Source organism: Chitinophaga oryzae, assembly GCF_012516375.2.
Classification (GTDB): domain Bacteria; phylum Bacteroidota; class Bacteroidia; order Chitinophagales; family Chitinophagaceae; genus Chitinophaga; species Chitinophaga oryzae.
In genome coordinates this window covers 3,185,252-3,201,182 of sequence record NZ_CP051204.2, presented here as the reverse complement: position 1 = coordinate 3,201,182, position 15,931 = coordinate 3,185,252, and the positions used below count along the sequence as shown (strand labels likewise).

The window sequence follows — 15,931 nt, the reverse complement described above, 5'->3', positions numbered from 1 at the left end:
TTCAATGATCATCGATAAAAACCCTGCTCATGCCTTCCACCGAACTTGCCCATCCTGGCCAGCCGGTCAGCACCACGTCACTGGAAAATTTTTTCCCCGGCTACTTCGCCCTCGTCATGGCCACCGGTATTGTGTCTATCGGTCTGCACCTGTGGAAGTATCCGACGCTGGCCATTGTTTTCCTGTGGCTGAACATTTTCTTTTACGCATGGCTGTGGGTCATCCTGGTGGCGCGTATTATTAAATACCCGGTGGTGGTGTGGAACGACCTGCATCATCCGGCCAGGGGCGTTACCTTTCTCACCCTGGTGGCGGGCAATAATGTGCTGGGCAGCCAGGTAGCTATTCTCACCGGCCGTATGGACATCGCCATGGTGTTTTGGATAGCCGGCGCTGTGTTGTGGGCTTTGCTGATCTATACTTTTTTCCTGGTGAATATTATGAAGGAGCCAAAGCCGTCGCTCTCGCAGAGCATCAACGGGGCCTGGCTGCTGATAGTGGTGGCTACCGAATCGGTAGCTGTGCTGGGCGCTATTATTGCCAACAGCAGTCCTTACCACTGGCTGATCGCCTTTATCTCCCTCTGTTCGTATATGACCGGCGGCATGTTTTATTTTGTGCTGATAGGCCTGATCCTTTACCGCTGGCTGTTTTTCAGCATGAAAGCAGAAACCCTTACCCCACCCTACTGGATCAACATGGGCGCGGTAGCGATCATTACGCTGGCCGGCTCGCGGCTGGTGATGTATGCGCAGGCGCATGCGGCATTAAGTGCATGGGCTATTTTCGTACAGGCGTTCACTATGTTCTTCTGGGCATTTGCCAGCTGGTGGATACCGCTGTTATTCCTGATGTTCGCCTACCGGCATTTCATTGCGCGCGTGCCGCTGGCCTATGACCCGCAATACTGGTCCATGGTGTTTCCGCTGGGTATGTACGGCGTATGTACGTATATGTATGCAACCGTTACCGGCTTCACTTTCCTTAAACCCATTTCGGGTTTATTTGTTATATTAGCTTTAGTGACGTGGGTGATCGTTTTGATTGGTTTATTTATTGATCTCTTTTCGGTAGCAAAGAAAAAATAACAAAACCCTGATGGCCATGCAGTTTTCTCTCAATAAAAAAGCGACGCTGATTTCACTGGTAGTAACAATTGTCTGTGTCGTCATTTCCTTCTATGGTTCCCGGAAGCTGCAAAACTTCGATCCCGCACTGATCGCTTACCTGTTTGCCACCCTCTTTGCGCTGTTTGGCATCGTATACCGCTACTGTGTATGGTTGCAGCGCCCTCCTACCTGGATGTATTTTAAAAGGACATGGCAATTGGTCTTCACCGGCGCTTTCTGGAAAAATATTTTTTCGCTGGTGGTTGACTCCGTAAAGAACCTGTTGTTCCAACAATTTATTTATCCCCGCAGCAAAAAACGCTGGATCGCGCATTTCATGCTGGCCTCCGGCTGCCTGGCAGCTTTCGCCATCACTATACCGCTGACGCTGGGCTGGATCCATTTCACGCTGGACCCCGCCTCTGCACTGGACCCCGGCGCCACCAAACTATACTGGGCCAATTTCTTCGGCTTTAAAATACTGCAGTTTAAACTGGGATCAGCGTTGGCTTTTTTCATCTTCCACGCATTGACATGGTGCTCCTGGCTGGTCATCGCCGGCGCCGTTATCTTCCTCGTCAGGCGCCTGACCAACGCGGGACTGATTGCCTCGCAGACATTTGAAGGCGACCTGCTGCCGTTGATCCTGCTGATCATTATCTCGCTGACAGGGCTGGGGCTCAACTACAGCTACGCTTTCATGAAAGGCATCGCCTACGACTTCATGTCCGTCACTCATGCGATCTCCGTGATCCTTTTCCTCGTATGGATACCCTTCGGCAAATTCTTCCATATCATACAACGCCCGGCACAGATCGGCGCACACATCTACAGGCGGGAAGGCGCCAAAAAAGGCATGGCCGTTTGTCCGCATACCGGAAAACCTTTCACGACACAACTACATGTGGATGACCTGAAGACGGTCACTAAAGCAATAGGATTTGACTTTACACTGGAAGACGGCACCTCCCACCTGGACTACAGTCCTGAAGGCAAACGCTCCCTGCTGGCCAGGGCCCACCTCAGGGCACGGCAGGAAGGCGGCAACCTGTTTGGATAATCACCCGGCGCCATTGCCGGACATCAAAATACGACCGTATGGCAAAGCTACCAGCACCACCTGAAACAATTATCGCTAAGTTCGGCCCTCACCTCAACTTTGCGCCACAGGAGGGCTATCCTGGCAGGGATGAACCCGACGCCGTGGTGAAAACGCATTGCTGCTTCTGCGGTATGCAGTGTGGCATCCAGCTGCTGGTAAAAAACAATAAAGTGGTAGGCTTCGAACCCTGGATGGAGTTCCCTTTCAACGAGGGCAGGCTGTGCCCTAAAGGCGTACAGCGCTATCTGCAGGACAATCATCCCGACCGGCTGCTGGAACCGCTGGAGCGGGTAGAAGGCGAAGGCTTCCGGCCCATTGCCTGGGAACCGGCGCTGGACCGCGTAACTGCCGCCATCCGGAAAATACAGGCCAGTTACGGCAACGACGCTTTCGCGGTGCTGTCGGGCGTGTCGCTGACCAACGAAAAAAGTTACCTCATGGGCAAGTTTGCCCGTGTCGCCATCAAAACCGCCAACCTCGATTACAACGGCCGCCTCTGCATGGTGAGTGCCGGGGCAGGCAATAAAAAAGCGTTCGGGCTGGACCGTGCCTCCAACAGTTATGCTGACCTGGAACATGCAGAGGTGATCCTCGTCACCGGCGCCAATGTCAGCGAAACCTTCCCGACCCTCACCTACTGGCTGTGGCGGGCGAGAGACAACGGCGCAAAACTGATCGTGGTGGATCCCCGTGTCATCCCGCTGGCGCGTACTGCCGATATCCACCTGGATATCCGGCCCGGCACGGACTCCGCGTTGTATGGCGCTATGCTGAAATACCTGGGGGACCATGATATGCTCGATCATGATTTTATCCGCGAGCATACCACCGGCTTTGAAGATACCCTCGCCGCCGTACAGGAATACACCCTGGAATGGGCTGAGCAGGTGACCGGCATCGATAGAGAAAAAATACGGCAGGCCGCGGAACTATGGGGCAAAGCCGGCACCAGTTTCCTGTTGCACGCACGGGGCATCGAACACCATTCCAAAGGCGTGGAAAACGTGCTGGGATGTATCAACCTGGTACTGGCCACCGGCCGCATCGGTCGCCCTTACTGCGGCTACGGCACGATCACCGGTCAGGGTAACGGTCAGGGCGGCCGCGAGCATGGTCATAAATGTGACCAGCTGCCGGGCAACCGTGACATCACCAACCCCGAACACCGGAAATATATCGCCGGCGTGTGGGGCATCCCGGAATCCGAGCTGCCCGGCAAAGGGCTTACCGCCTGGGAACTGATAGAAGCGATCCATCGCGGGGAAGTGAAAGGATTGTTGTCCATCTGCTTCAACCCGCTGGTATCCTTACCCAATAACAATTATGTGAGGGAAGCGCTGGAGAAGCTGGAGTTCTACGTGTGTATTGATTTTTTCCTGAATGAAACCGCGCGTCATGCCGATATTGTGCTGGCCGGCTCTCTGCATGAGGAAGAAGAAGGCACCGTTACCACCGCCGAAGGAAGGGTAGTTCGTATACGCAGGGCCGTTACCCCACCGGGAAACGCCCGCACAGACACTTCCATCATCCTCGATCTTGCCGCCCGGCTGGGAGCTGCCGATAAGTTCACCTACGCAGATTCAGAAGCCATCTTCAACGAGCTGCGGGTGGCGTCCAAAGGCGGTACGGCCGATTATTACGGCATCACCTATAAAAAGATAGAAGACCATATGGGCATCTTCTGGCCCTGTCCTTCCGAAGACCATCCCGGTACGCCGCGGCTCTGGGAAGACAGGAAGTTCGCCACCCCCGATGGCAAAGCGCATTTCAACCCGGTGCATTTCCGTGAACCGTCGGAGGTGACGGACGAAGCCTATCCCGTGGTGCTGACGACCGGCCGCGTGGTATCGCAGTATCTCAGCGGCACACAGACGCGGCGCATCGGTAAACTGGTAGGCATCAACCCCGAGCCTTTGCTGGAGATACATCCGGAGCTGGCGGCAAAGTACAATATCCGGCAACGGGAAACGGTGCGCGTCACCACCCGGCGCGGAAGCGGCGAGTTTCCGGCCAATATCGTGGAGACCATCCGGAAAGACACCGTCTTCATCCCCTATCACTGGCCCGGTAAAAAGTCGGCCAACCAGCTGACCATCGGTACGCTGGACCCGGTATCCAAAATCCCGGAGTTTAAAGTGTGTGCATGCCGGTTAGAACCGCTGGACCGCTTTACCCAACCCGGGGAAATACATGCATTCGACAGTATCTGATTGTATATAAAACACTTCATCGCTATGGAAGTTACCGCCTATAAAACCGATATGGAGTTCTTCGTGGACATGCAGCGCTGCATCGGCTGCAAAGCCTGTGAAATGGCCTGCGCCGAATGCGAAACCAACGGCCACGAAAGTATGATCCATGTAAACTACGTGGAGCGGGCCGTCACCATACAGACCACCGTACAGGTATGTATGCACTGCGACGATCCGGTATGCGCCAAAGTATGCCCCGCAGACGCCATCACCAAAGACGACTTCGGCGTGGTGCACAGCGCCAACACCGCCCGCTGCATCGGTTGCTCCAACTGCGTAATGGCATGCCCCTTCGGCGTACCCATCAAAGAAGAGAAATATGACATGATGATGAAATGCAACATGTGCTATGACCGGACCAGCGCCGGCAAAAAACCGATGTGCGCCACCGTTTGCCCCAGCCAGGCACTGTTCTACGGCACCCGGGAAGAGATCAGTCGCATGCGGCCCAACAGCACACCTGTACGTGAATTCATCTTCGGGGCGCAGACCGTCACCACCAAAGTGAATATCATGATGCCTAAAGGAAGCACCCACCTGAAAATCCACTAAACTGAATGTTATGTCCGATAAAACCATGGAAGAACCGCACTGGAAACAGGATTTCCCGATAGAGAGAACGGCCGCCACCAAAATAAGCCGCCGGGACTTTGCGCGCTTCCTGTGCCTCGTGTCCGGCGGACTGGCAGCCGGCAGCGGCTATGTGGCTTTGAAAGCGAACTTCTTCCCGGAAGAAACCATCACCGGGGAACACTTTATCTGCAAGGCTTCCAGCGTGCCGGAAGGCGGCACCCGCTCCTTTACCCTTGAAGGCAGCACCATCCCCTATATCCTCATTCGTCTTGAAAACGGTAACTGGCGCGCCTATGAACAAAAATGCACCCACCTCTCCTGCGCCGTGTATTATAAACCCGGCAGCGGACAGATCGTGTGCCCCTGCCATGAAGGCTTCTTCGATGCCATGACCGGCGACGTTATCGCCGGACCGCCGCCCAGGCCGCTGCCGGCGCTGGACGTAATACTGAAAGGAGATGATGTGTACGTGAAAGCCAGCACCCGGCCGGTACCGGAACATAAAAACACCCTATAAACGACAGGACCATGAGCAACTTTAAAGACGCGCAAAACAACGCGCATCCCAATAAAACCAATACGCTGATCTCAGCGCTCATTATAATTCTCATTTTGAACATCAGCCTGCAGGTATGGCTGCTGTACACCGGCCTGAACAATGCCCTTGGCCACAACCGCGACATCGCGCTGCCGGCGTTTATCGCGTCGCTGGTGCTGTTCCTGATAGGCTTCTTCTGGCTGTACTTTCTGCCTATGGGCTACCGGAAAAAAATCAGGCAGAAGTAAAATTAAACGTCAGGTGATAGTTCTCGGTAATCTCCGCCAGGATCAGCTTCCCTTTCTCTTCCAAAGCCAGCAGCCCTTCATGGTCGAGCCCTTCGTTGTGGTTATATAGCTGCACCTCCACCCATAATACCCCTGACATGTCAATGGTGGTCAGGTGCGGATCAAAGGCCCTGATATGGGGGATCTCGTTGTAAAAACGCTCCCGGATGACTTTATAGGTGACCTTGTCTACCGAGGCCACAGACAACTTCTGGATATTCTCCCGGAACATCTTCAGCGGCAGGAAACTCATGATCAGGGAAAGCACAATGCAGGAAACCGGATCAATATGCGCTGCCAGTTTAACAAAACCAGCGTGCTTCAGGCCGAGCGACAGCGTAAAAGCCACCATCACACAAAGATTAAAATAGATGTCAATCTTCCATTCCAGCGCATCTACCTTTAGAATTTCAGAGCCTGTCTTTTTATAGGCCCTTTGTATATACACATAGGCGATCCCGTTAAACAACAACGTTACCCCGGCATAGAGCAACACCGTGTCGTGCTCCGTTTGGGACGGCCCGCTCACCAGGTCGCCAATCGAAGAACTGACGGCTTTCAGGCAGATCAGCAGAATCATAAAGCTGCGGATAAGGTTCAATATCGGAACGAAGCCAACATAGCCAAACGGGTGTACCCGGTCGGAAGGTCTGCTCTGCAGCTTCGACACATAAATAGTTATGATGCCTATCAAACCACTTACAATGTAAGCGCCGGCATCCAGCTCCACGATATTGGAGTCCGTAAATTCACAGAATATAAGTCCCCATACCATTAGTAACATGATCATGGCCAGTGATATCCGCAGGTAACGCTGTTCTTTTTGAGGTGTTTTCATCGCTACAGTTTATAAGGGTCCGATTCAATGTAACAAAAAAAAGTGGTAAACGAAACGGTTATACGTCAACAGGATAAGTTAAGGACATAAACAAAAAAGAACATCTCCGCTTCTTTGTTTTTTTTAGGTATTTGATTAAATTCAGAGAAACACAGACTATGGAAACTTTCGGCCACGTAAGAATGGTAATAGGCTTCATTCTCAGCCTGAGCCTCGCCCATCTTCTGAAAGGCACCGCCAAATTCATTCAGCATCCGGAACGCGAAAAGCCTTACTGGATACACCTTAGCTGGGTGGCTTATATCTTTATCCTGCTGGTGCATTTCTGGTGGTGGGAAATACCACTGCATGCCATCAAACGCTGGACATTCCCCGAATATATCTTCATCGTACTTTTTATCACCACGTTTTTCCTGCTCTGTGCCTTGTTATACCCCGACGACGTGAAAGATTACAAAGGTTACCAGGATTATTTTTTCTCGCGAAGGAAATGGTTCTTCGGCGTACTGGGTTTTTCTTTTATCGCCGATGTGGTGGACACCATGCTGAAAGGCACGCTGTACCTGCATCATTTCGGATGGGAATACCCGGTGCGCAACATCGCGCATGTGTTGTTATGCCTGCTGGCCATCCGTTCAAGCAACAGGACGTTCCACGGCGCGCTGGTCATCCTTTTCCTGTTGTATGAAATGTCTTATATCCTGCGGTTATACCTTTCAGTAGGGTAACCGCCTTAGCGGATCAGCAGGATACTGCCGCTCTTTTGAACTTCCTGACCGGCGATATCCACCGCTTTCAGCATCCAGACATAGTCGCCCGCCGGTAATGGCACGTTCTGACGGGTGCCGTCCCAGCCGCGCTGAAGGTCCTGCGTGGTAAACACCACCTGCCCCCAGCGGCTGTATACCTTAAGCACCGCGGCTTTAAGACTGGACGTAACCACAAAGGTATCAGCTTTTACCAGATGGGGAAACAACAAAAACAGGCAAATGATAACCTGCCTGAACTGTACAGACATACGGATAACAGGTATAGTGAATAATAAAATGCGAATTTATCCAAAAGTTGGCTTACCGGCCATAGCTTCTGGATAAATTCGCTCAAAATAATTACCTGTTTATTTCAATAATTTAAAGGCATGTGTCCATCGGTTCTGCAAAAATCCGGGAATGCACCATAGTATACACAGCGGCTCAATTGCCCGGGCAGCTTCCGCAGTGCCCATGTCTTCAGTTTCCCAGCCGAAGGCGGTGAGCAGACCGGTAACGGTCTTTTTGGCTTCTTCATCGTTGCCACAGATAAACATGGTCGGTTTCCCCTCTTTGAACTGTGGTTGATACATGGCGGCGTTACCGACTGAGTTAAAAGCTTTGACGAACTTCGCCGCCGGCGCCAGCTGCTGCAATTGTTCCATGAGGGAAAACTCCAGCGTGGTAAAGAAATGCAGCACCCCGTGGTCGGGCGCTTTTTCTGCCAGTGGGTTGGTGGCGTCAATAATGATCTTGTTATCCAGATGGGCAATGCCTGCCAGTCGCAGCGCATCGGCAGCTACCAGCCCTTTGGTGGCCAGTACCAGCAAATCCGCTGTTTTAGCGGTAGTTTCGAAATCTGCTATAGAAATACCTGTTTCTTTGTTGAACTGTACCGCTTCCGGTTTGGATGTGTCCCGGGTACCGAGGGTAACGGTATGCCCCTCCTGTTGAAAGCCTTTGGCTAATGCCTGCCCTACGGCGCCGGAACCAATGATTCCAATTTTCATAAGATGTTTTTTTGCGTGAGAGATGCTGATAAACGCTAACAGTAGGGAGAAGTTGGTCAAACGGGGTAACGAATGTAATCATTTTAAAGACATACCCTTCATTTGGTAACAGAAAAATCTCTATTTTCGCCGCAATTGTTAAACCCAATCATTTCCACCATTCAATATTTACAACATACGAGCATACAAAAACTAATGACTACCGCACTGTTGCTGGCGGTCAGCAGCGCCACGTTTGCCCAGAACAAATATTACCCGTTCGGGGCCGGCAAAAAATATGGCGCTACAGACACCCTGGGCAACGAACTGGTAAAACCTATCCATAAGTTCCGTGAAGTGTTTCCGTCAGGAAAGGAGTTCGCGCTGTACAACTTCAGCGACGAGGTAAAAGACCTGATCATCAATGCCGCCACCGGAAAAATTCAAGCGTTTGAATACATCGTTCCCAGTGAAGCTACTTTCAACGGTGTATCCTACACCATCATCCGGGAAAAAGACAAATGTTATCTCCGCAGCGAAGAAGACGGAAAAACCATCCTGCTGAAAAAAGATTATACCGATTTTTTCAGTGAAGGGAAATATGTCATCGCCAAACATTATCCCGACCCGCCACCGCCGCCACCCGCGCGGCCGGCGCCTAAACCGGTTAAAGTAAATGGCAAACTGATTCCTCCGCTACCACTGCCACCGCCACCGCCGCCACCGCTGCCGCCATTGGGCTTCGATGGCTACAGTGTCATCGGCGCCAATGACCTTACCTTAAAACCTGTTATGACCGGGATATTTAAAGCGTATCTCACGTTATATAAAAATGAGCAGGAGAATATGGCTGAAAGAATCGTGATAAAAAAACGTAAAGCCGGTGAGCATGCTGATTTCTATGCCATCATATTCAGTACGGACCATACCCATAGCTTATACGATTCCAGTATGAAGCTGGTTAAAAAGTTTGAATTAAAAGGCGCCCAGCAGGAGCAGCTGGAGAAGATAGCGTCTGATATCATGAAAACACCCTTATCGAACTTTGACAGGTCCAACGCCGCAGCGCCCATGGGGCTCCCGTCTAAAAACAGGCCGGAGCCGGTGATCGTCTACCCTGTTTTTGAAGTGGTGAAAGCAGACAACGGCAATAACCAGCTGGTATTGAAACGCAGCGCCACAGAGGTGAAAGTGATTTTTGAAAGTCCCGGCAGGATCAGCTGGAACCCCTACACGCATATCGCCGGCATACCCGATACCAATACTGAATTTAATATCAGTCCGGAGACCGGAAGAATATTCCTGCCACAAAAATACTGGGAAGCTGCAGGCATTATCGTAAAATAGTCCCACTAGTAAACCCGTCCCGGACAAGCTGCCCGGGACGGGCTACCAGCACGTCAGAGCAAACTATATCCCTTCGCTTTCACCGCAGCCAGGATCTCACGTATATGCGACAACGTAGTCACGGGGTTCAGTATGGTGAACTTCAGATAAAAGTTCCCGTCTACCTTGGTGCTGGCCAGGATGTAGGTCCCGTCAAAGAACAATGACTGTTTGATGCGCAGGTTCAGCGCCGACAGGTCCGTATCGATGGCCACCGGCCGGAAACGGAACACCAGCACCCCAAGGTCCGAACTGCTCAGCAACTCAAACTCCGGGTCCTGCTGCAGCAAAGCAGCGGTGCCGGCGGCGGTATCGATCATCATATCGGTATAAATTCCCAGCTTCTGTTTTCCCATCAACCGCAGCGTGCACCACAGCTTTAAGGCATCGAACCGGCGGGTGCTTTGGGTTATCGACTTATTGATCTGCGCCGGCAACTCTTCGTAATCCTGCTCCGCAGGGTTCAGATAGTCCGCATGATGCCGCACCAGCTGCAGCGTTGCTTTGTCCTTCACAAGGAAAGCACTGCTGCTGATCGGCTGGAAAAATGACTTGTGATAGTCGATCGTCACGGAGTCAGCCTGCTCTATTCCGTTCAGCAGATGGCGGTATTTGGCGGACAACAGCAGCCCGCAGCCATAGGCGGCATCTACGTGCATCCATACCTGGTATTCGGCGGCCAGCGCTGCGATGGACTGCAGCGGGTCTATGTTGCCGAAGTCGGTCGTACCGGCGGTAGCTACTACGGCGATAGGGATGTTGCCCAGGCTGAGCTGCCTGTCCAGCGCCTCTTTCAGCGCTGCGGCATCCATCCGGAAACGGCTGTCGGTCTTCACCCTTACGATCGCCTGCTCCCCCAGCCCCAGCAACGACGCGTTTTTATCGTTGCTGAAATGCGCTTTATCAGAAACAAATATCCTGAACCGGTTTGCCTGCGGGGGCAGGCCGTCGAGTTTGATATTATGCCCCAGCAGCTGCATGGCAAAATGGTCCCTTGCCAGCAGCAGCCCCATCAGGTTGGACTGGGAGCCGCCGCCGGTAAATACACCGTCAGCTTTCGTATAACCGATCTCGTGGGCCGTCCAGTCTATCAGCCTTCTTTCAATGAAAGTGCCGCCGGCGCTCTGGTCGTACGTATCCTGCGAGGAATTGATGGCGCTGATGATCACTTCTGCCGCCAGCGCCGGTATCACTACGGGGCAGTTCAGATGGGCGATGTATTGCGGCAGGTGAAAAGCCGTAGCGTGACGGACATACAGCTCGTTCACCTCTGCCAGCAGCTCGTCGTAGCCGGCGAGCGGCCTGCCCAGGTCTACGCCGTATACCGCTTCCCGCATGGCCGATGGCCGGACGCCGGTGAAAGGCTGCCGGGTGTTCAGCAGGAAATCTTCTACGGCCATACGCGCCTTCTCCACCGCCTGGTGATATTCTGCGGCTGTCTCTTCATAAAATATATCGCGGAGCAATTTGTTGTTTTTATTTTGCGGCTGCACGGGGGCAACCGTCACCTGGTCTGTATGCATATCATAATTTTTTTAGGAATGATTAACGGAAGATGCTGCCATAGTGCTCTTCCATGATAAAATACGGGTCGTTGGTTTTTGTGACGGCGCGGATGTTGATCAGGCTCGTCTTGCTCATCATCCTCAGCATCATCCTTCTTTCGCAGGGCACCAGCATTCCTTTCTCTTCCCGGTAACCGGCCATGAAAGCATTTCTGCCGTGGGCGCAGAGGTGGTTGTTCACGAAGATGAGATCTCCCGCCTCCGGCACGAAATCGTTGTAGATATGCGTTTTGGCCACTTTCCAGAACTCTTCGAGGTAATGCATGGCTTCGGCACTCTGGCCGGCGTCCGGGTTATACAGCTGCTCAGCCGCATCAAAACGGATGAAAGGATAGGTCTCGTTGCCATACAGCACGGAGGTACTTACCTCCTCTCCCGCGGCGGCATCCGGGGCGTAGTTGGCATCTTTCGGGCATTTGTAAAGGGGGCGGAACAAAGGCCGCATGATGTCGTCGGTAGCGCCGTGCGACCGGATAGAGTATAACGTGGAAGGCACTCTTTCTTCATTCCGGATAAACAGGAAACTTAAAAAGTCGGCCTGGTGGAACAGGAAGGCGTCTTCCGTATGAACAAACAGATCGGTACGGGAACCGCTGCCGGTCTGCGTATGGGTCATTTTTTCGTCCGGGATGATAGCATGCATCAGTCCTCCGCCTTTGCGCTGTGCATAGTACTGCACGGGCTTGCTGGGCACCGCGCCGTGCATCAGGCTACTGATAAAGCCATAGGCTTTCAGCTTTTCGTAGTCTGCCTCCTTCCAGTTGGAGGGCGTGCGGCCCAGCTCCTCCTGGTCCACCTGTATCAACCCCCGGAAAACGAGGGCGCCATACTGGGTAGCGGAATAGTCGGTACCAAACTGGCTGAGGATGCGGGCAATACGTTCGGGCAACAGCTGATAAGCGTTCAGGTGCAGCGTAGCGATAAACGCCGGGTTTTCATAGCTGCCATATTCTCTGATGAGTTGCTTGCCGATGTAGTACATCGCGGTAGATTCCCGGGCGGTAATATCTACGATGAGCGGTTCGGATGGCGGTGTAACGGCCGTTTCAGCCCATACGTCCGTCATGATGCCGGGTGTTGTCACTGTTATGTTTTTCATGCTGAAGGGTTTAAGTGGGCCACTGATTTTTTCTTCTTTTCTTCGCGGAGGACTTTCCATCCTTCCGCACGATAGCCGGCGGCCATTTTTCCGCCGTCGATATGGTTCCAGCCGGGAGGCATGACGACGTATTTCAGTTTGTTTTTCAGTCCCGGCGCCTGCTTTACGTCTGTCCACAGGTCGCGCCACAACTGCAGCTGTACCTGCAACAGGCTTTTGCCGTTGATCCTGTCGTTCAGGATACCGTACACGGGCTTCACCTGGTCCATTTCCGTTTGGAAGGTGCCGAAGATCCTGTCCCATATGGAGAAAGTCTCCCCGTAGTTCCTGTCGAGATAGATATGGTTTTTAGCATGATGCACCCGGTGTACCGAAGGTGTGATGAACAGGAACTCCAGCCAGCGCTGTTTGCCTGCGATCTCATCAAAATGATCGTTGACGTGTTCGTAGAGGCCGTATAACCTGGCGATGGCTTCACAGATAAAGATCATGAAAGGATCGAATCCCAGGATGGGCAGCGCGATGACGGTGAGGGGTATATGCAGTATCCCGAGGAAGGAACCGCGGACCGCCACGGTGAGTTTCATCTCTTCGGCGGTATGGTGTACCCCGTGGATACACCAGAAAAAGCGCACTTTGTGCCCCAGATAATGCACCGACCAGAACATAAAATCATACACCAGGTACGCGAGTATCCATACATACCAGGCATAGCCGAGGGTGAAAAAGCGGTATTCGTACATCCACATCATGGTGCCGAAAACCACGAACTTACCGAGGAAGAAATAGGGAAAACTGTCCAGTACATAAGAGATCACGTTCACCCATCCTTCGCGGTTGCTTTCCATTTTTTTGGAGATGACCAGTATTACCCATTCGAGTGCTACCAGTCCCAACACAATATATCCGAAAACGCTCTGCATTTTACCAAGCAGTTGCGGAAGAACAGTTCCCATAGAATAGCCATTAAGCGGGTCAAAAAATCAATAGAGCCAGGTCGTTTTTTTGTCAATGCCGGTGCGCCTCTTGGCGCTGTGGTGTTTCTGCCGGTCGTAATAACCCATATAAAAGAATCCGAGGCATTGTTCGTTTTCTTCCAGCCAGTGTTGCCGGGCGTATTCGATGCAGGCATCGCAGCTATCCCAGTAGGCGCCGATATCATACGCCTCGCAGGTCAGCGCCATGTTCTGCACCGCGCAGCACACGGCCGCCATTTCCTCCCATTCCTTAATATCTATTTTCAGGTTACGGCGCAGGACAATGACGATGATGCACGGCGCCTTCTCCGGATACAACCGTGCGCGTTCATGCCGGGTATGCGGCCATTCTTCTGCGGGCAGCCGTTGCCGGTAGTACTCCGCCAGGTATTCCCCGAAGGGCGCACGCTGACTGTCCTGCAACACGATGAAGCGCCACGGCTGTGTCATCTTGTAAGTCGGCGCCCAGGTGGCGTTGGTCAGTATCTCCCGGATAACATCTTCCGGCACCGGTATATCAAGATAATCATCTGCAAAAATGCTTCGCCTCCGGCGGATGATGTCCGTCAGCACCTGCTGACGGACATCCCTTTTCTCTTCCCAGGCAATCATTGGCTGACGGTATTGGCCATCTCCGCGGGAACGGAGACAGTGCGTTTGAACGGCGCGATCGGGTTCTGCAACATACCGGCCAGCTGCAGGCTGCCCGCCGGATCGGCGAGGTCCACCATCTGGCGGTTATTGCGCAGCTGCAGGCGGTTCAGGCACGACAATATAAATTCGGGCGCAAACATATCGTACTGTTCAAATTTAGCCGCATGCTGTGGCTGGTCCTCCTGGTATGCATACACGCAGTCAGCCACCTGCCGCCAGAAATCCTCTTCACGGTAGTCGCATTTGGTGACAAGGATATTGGACAGGAAACGGAAAAAGCAGTCGAACACGTCGGTGAGGATGCTCAGTATCCGCAGCTCCTCGGGAACGGTGACGCATATACGCCTTCCTTTCTCCGCGATGTCTGTGTTCATCCTGAACACGCCGATTTCTTCGGTGATGTCTTTCATAATGGCTTTTACCGGCACATGGTTTTCCAGCACAAGGATGAGATTTTCCCCATGCGGCATAAACACGAGATCATGTTCGTAGAAACAGTGCAGCAACGGCGTAAGGTAAGCACGCAGATAACTGGCCAGCCAGTCATGGGTAGAAAGGCCTGACGCGGCTATCAGCGCGGGCAGCAGCGCGTTGCCCTGGAAATCGATATGCAGCAGGGCCGCCATCGTCATCAGTTGCTGGCCAGGCTGCAGCACTTTAGCAGGGCTCTCCCGCCAGAGGCCCGCCAGCATTTTATTATAGGGCACCTGTTTTCCGAAAGGCTCGTAATAGAAATTGCGATAACCTACCGTGGCCACTTCGCACAACAGGGTGAAGCCGTTCTGTTTCAGATAGGGGTCTTCCCCTACATATTTCCGTATCCATGCCGTAATGGGCGGCGTACTGTCCATATAGTACGGTGTAAGCCCGCGCACGAAGCCCATATTCAGAATAGACAGGGCTGTTTTGGTATAGTGTTTTTCAGGATGACTGAGATTGTAAAACGTGCGGATAGACTGTTGCGCGTTAAATAAATCAGGGCTGTAACCCAGGCAGACCAGGTGCTGGTTGGCCAGGTCCGGTGCGCAGATAATGGCCAGTTTATTGAACCACTGCCATGGATGCACGGGAATGAAGAAGTAGTCGTCCGGCGAAAGCCCGCTGTCCGTCAGCTTTTTATTAAAGAGAGACAATACCTCCTGTCCCAGCTCATCGGCGATGAGTTGGGGATAGGGCAGTTCGTCCACCGCGCTGTAGGCGGTGCGGCTCTTGTGGCCGGCCAGCCAGATCAGGCGGATGGGCTGGTCAGCCTCGGGTGCATACTGCCGGTAGTCATGGGCATCGAAACCGATGCGGCCATTATTGGCCACAAAACAGGGGTGCCCGGAAGTCATGGCATGTTCGAAGGTCTGATAGCCGGACCGAACCAGCTGTTCCATGGGCAGCTGCGGGCGGCTCATCATATAGGCGCTGCCGTTAAGCGTGCTGGTGATCTCTTCGAGGTAGGCAGGCAGGTTCTCCGTGCTGATATTTAACTGGCTGCGGAACTCGGTGATGAACAGGATACTGTCCAGCGGCAGCTCCTGGCTGTTGCTCACTTTGCGGATACTGTCTGCATCGATGGACCAGTGGTTGAGGCTGAGCAGGCGGGCGAAGAAAAAGTAGGTGACCTGTTCGGCATCGGGAGCGTGTAGCCGGTACTGTGACCAGTCGCCGTCGTCGCTGATCCATTCGGGCTGCAGCAGCAGCTCGTGGGTAAACTCACTGATGATCTTGGCTACGTGCAGCCTGTTGGCTTTTGCCCAGATATGGGGTTGCAGGTGGGTTACAACCGCTTCGGGGGCATTCATGCTCGTTTCGTTGATATACATAC

16 protein-coding genes are annotated in these 15,931 nt (G+C 52.9%); 8 read left to right on the top strand and 8 right to left on the bottom strand.

All coding sequences use genetic code 11. The features are described from left to right. The first annotated feature begins 29 nt into the window (after nucleotides 1-29). The 6 genes from HF324_RS13375 to HF324_RS13350 are packed head-to-tail and all read left to right on the top strand — an operon-like array spanning nucleotide 30 to nucleotide 5,822. Nucleotides 30-1,088, top strand: a complete 1,059-nt coding sequence (locus tag HF324_RS13375) for a tellurite resistance/C4-dicarboxylate transporter family protein (RefSeq protein ID WP_168802945.1) — start codon at nucleotides 30-32, stop codon at nucleotides 1,086-1,088. Between the two features lie 16 nt (nucleotides 1,089-1,104). After that, complete coding sequence (locus tag HF324_RS13370; protein WP_192023251.1) at nucleotides 1,105-2,169, top strand: MFS transporter; 1,065 nt, start codon at nucleotides 1,105-1,107, stop codon at nucleotides 2,167-2,169. A 38-nt stretch (nucleotides 2,170-2,207) separates the two neighbouring features. Further along, nucleotides 2,208-4,421, top strand: coding sequence for a molybdopterin oxidoreductase family protein (locus HF324_RS13365; RefSeq protein ID WP_168859993.1), 2,214 nt, complete (start codon nucleotides 2,208-2,210; stop codon nucleotides 4,419-4,421). Between the two features lie 24 nt (nucleotides 4,422-4,445). Then, nucleotides 4,446-5,015: a 4Fe-4S dicluster domain-containing protein gene (locus HF324_RS13360; protein WP_168802943.1), complete on the top strand. Its 570-nt coding sequence runs from the start codon at nucleotides 4,446-4,448 to the stop codon at nucleotides 5,013-5,015. 10 nt (nucleotides 5,016-5,025) lie between these two features. Beyond that, a complete protein-coding gene (locus HF324_RS13355; RefSeq protein ID WP_168802942.1) occupies nucleotides 5,026-5,553 on the top strand; it encodes a QcrA and Rieske domain-containing protein in 528 nt (175 codons plus the stop codon). Between the two features lie 11 nt (nucleotides 5,554-5,564). Further along, nucleotides 5,565-5,822: a DUF6755 family protein gene (locus tag HF324_RS13350; protein ID WP_168802941.1), complete on the top strand. Its 258-nt coding sequence runs from the start codon at nucleotides 5,565-5,567 to the stop codon at nucleotides 5,820-5,822. On the opposite strand, the gene HF324_RS13345 is transcribed toward HF324_RS13350, so the two are convergent. Continuing rightward, nucleotides 5,809-6,699, bottom strand: coding sequence for a cation efflux transmembrane domain-containing protein (locus tag HF324_RS13345; protein ID WP_168802940.1), 891 nt, complete (start codon nucleotides 6,697-6,699; stop codon nucleotides 5,809-5,811). The two genes, HF324_RS13350 and HF324_RS13345, sit on opposite strands and share 14 nt — an antisense overlap. A 158-nt stretch (nucleotides 6,700-6,857) precedes the next feature. Between HF324_RS13345 and HF324_RS13340 the strand changes: the two genes are divergently transcribed. After that, nucleotides 6,858-7,427, top strand: coding sequence for a hypothetical protein (locus HF324_RS13340; RefSeq protein ID WP_246269526.1), 570 nt, complete (start codon nucleotides 6,858-6,860; stop codon nucleotides 7,425-7,427). 5 nt (nucleotides 7,428-7,432) lie between these two features. Here HF324_RS13340 and HF324_RS13335 read toward each other — a convergent pair whose 3' ends face one another. Together HF324_RS13335 and HF324_RS13330 are read right to left on the bottom strand one after the other, a co-directional pair. Further along, the gene (locus tag HF324_RS13335; protein WP_168859992.1) at nucleotides 7,433-7,717 is read right to left on the bottom strand and encodes a T9SS type B sorting domain-containing protein; all 285 of its coding nucleotides are present in this window, start codon (nucleotides 7,715-7,717) and stop codon (nucleotides 7,433-7,435) included. A gap of 99 nt (nucleotides 7,718-7,816) precedes the next feature. After that, nucleotides 7,817-8,458 (bottom strand): NADPH-dependent F420 reductase, encoded by a 642-nt coding sequence (locus HF324_RS13330; protein ID WP_168802938.1) that lies wholly within the window; start codon nucleotides 8,456-8,458, stop codon nucleotides 7,817-7,819. A gap of 195 nt (nucleotides 8,459-8,653) precedes the next feature. On the opposite strand from HF324_RS13330, the gene HF324_RS13325 reads away from it, so the two are divergent. Continuing rightward, complete coding sequence (locus HF324_RS13325) at nucleotides 8,654-9,784, top strand: hypothetical protein (RefSeq protein WP_168859991.1); 1,131 nt, start codon at nucleotides 8,654-8,656, stop codon at nucleotides 9,782-9,784. Nucleotides 9,785-9,837: 53 nt separating this feature from the next. Here the strand turns inward: HF324_RS13325 and HF324_RS13320 are convergent, their stop codons facing one another. Genes HF324_RS13320 through HF324_RS13300 form a run of 5 tightly spaced genes read right to left on the bottom strand, consistent with a single transcriptional unit; the run spans nucleotide 9,838 to nucleotide 15,929 of the window. Beyond that, entirely contained in the window at nucleotides 9,838-11,346 is a 1,509-nt protein-coding gene (locus tag HF324_RS13320) for a pyridoxal phosphate-dependent decarboxylase family protein (protein ID WP_168859990.1), read from the bottom strand. Between the two features lie 22 nt (nucleotides 11,347-11,368). After that, complete coding sequence (locus HF324_RS13315) at nucleotides 11,369-12,487, bottom strand: Fe(II)-2OG oxygenase family protein (RefSeq protein WP_168859989.1); 1,119 nt, start codon at nucleotides 12,485-12,487, stop codon at nucleotides 11,369-11,371. Next, on the bottom strand, nucleotides 12,484-13,443 hold the full coding sequence (locus HF324_RS13310) for a sterol desaturase family protein (protein ID WP_220101308.1): 960 nt from the start codon (nucleotides 13,441-13,443) through the stop codon (nucleotides 12,484-12,486). The genes HF324_RS13315 and HF324_RS13310 overlap by 4 nt, the downstream gene beginning before the upstream one ends. Nucleotides 13,444-13,470: 27 nt before the next feature. Beyond that, entirely contained in the window at nucleotides 13,471-14,076 is a 606-nt protein-coding gene (locus HF324_RS13305) for a nitroreductase family protein (protein ID WP_168859988.1), read from the bottom strand. Next, nucleotides 14,073-15,929 (bottom strand): IucA/IucC family protein, encoded by a 1,857-nt coding sequence (locus HF324_RS13300; protein WP_309475673.1) that lies wholly within the window; start codon nucleotides 15,927-15,929, stop codon nucleotides 14,073-14,075. Before HF324_RS13300 ends, HF324_RS13305 begins: the two co-directional genes overlap by 4 nt. Nucleotides 15,930-15,931 lie beyond the last annotated feature (2 nt).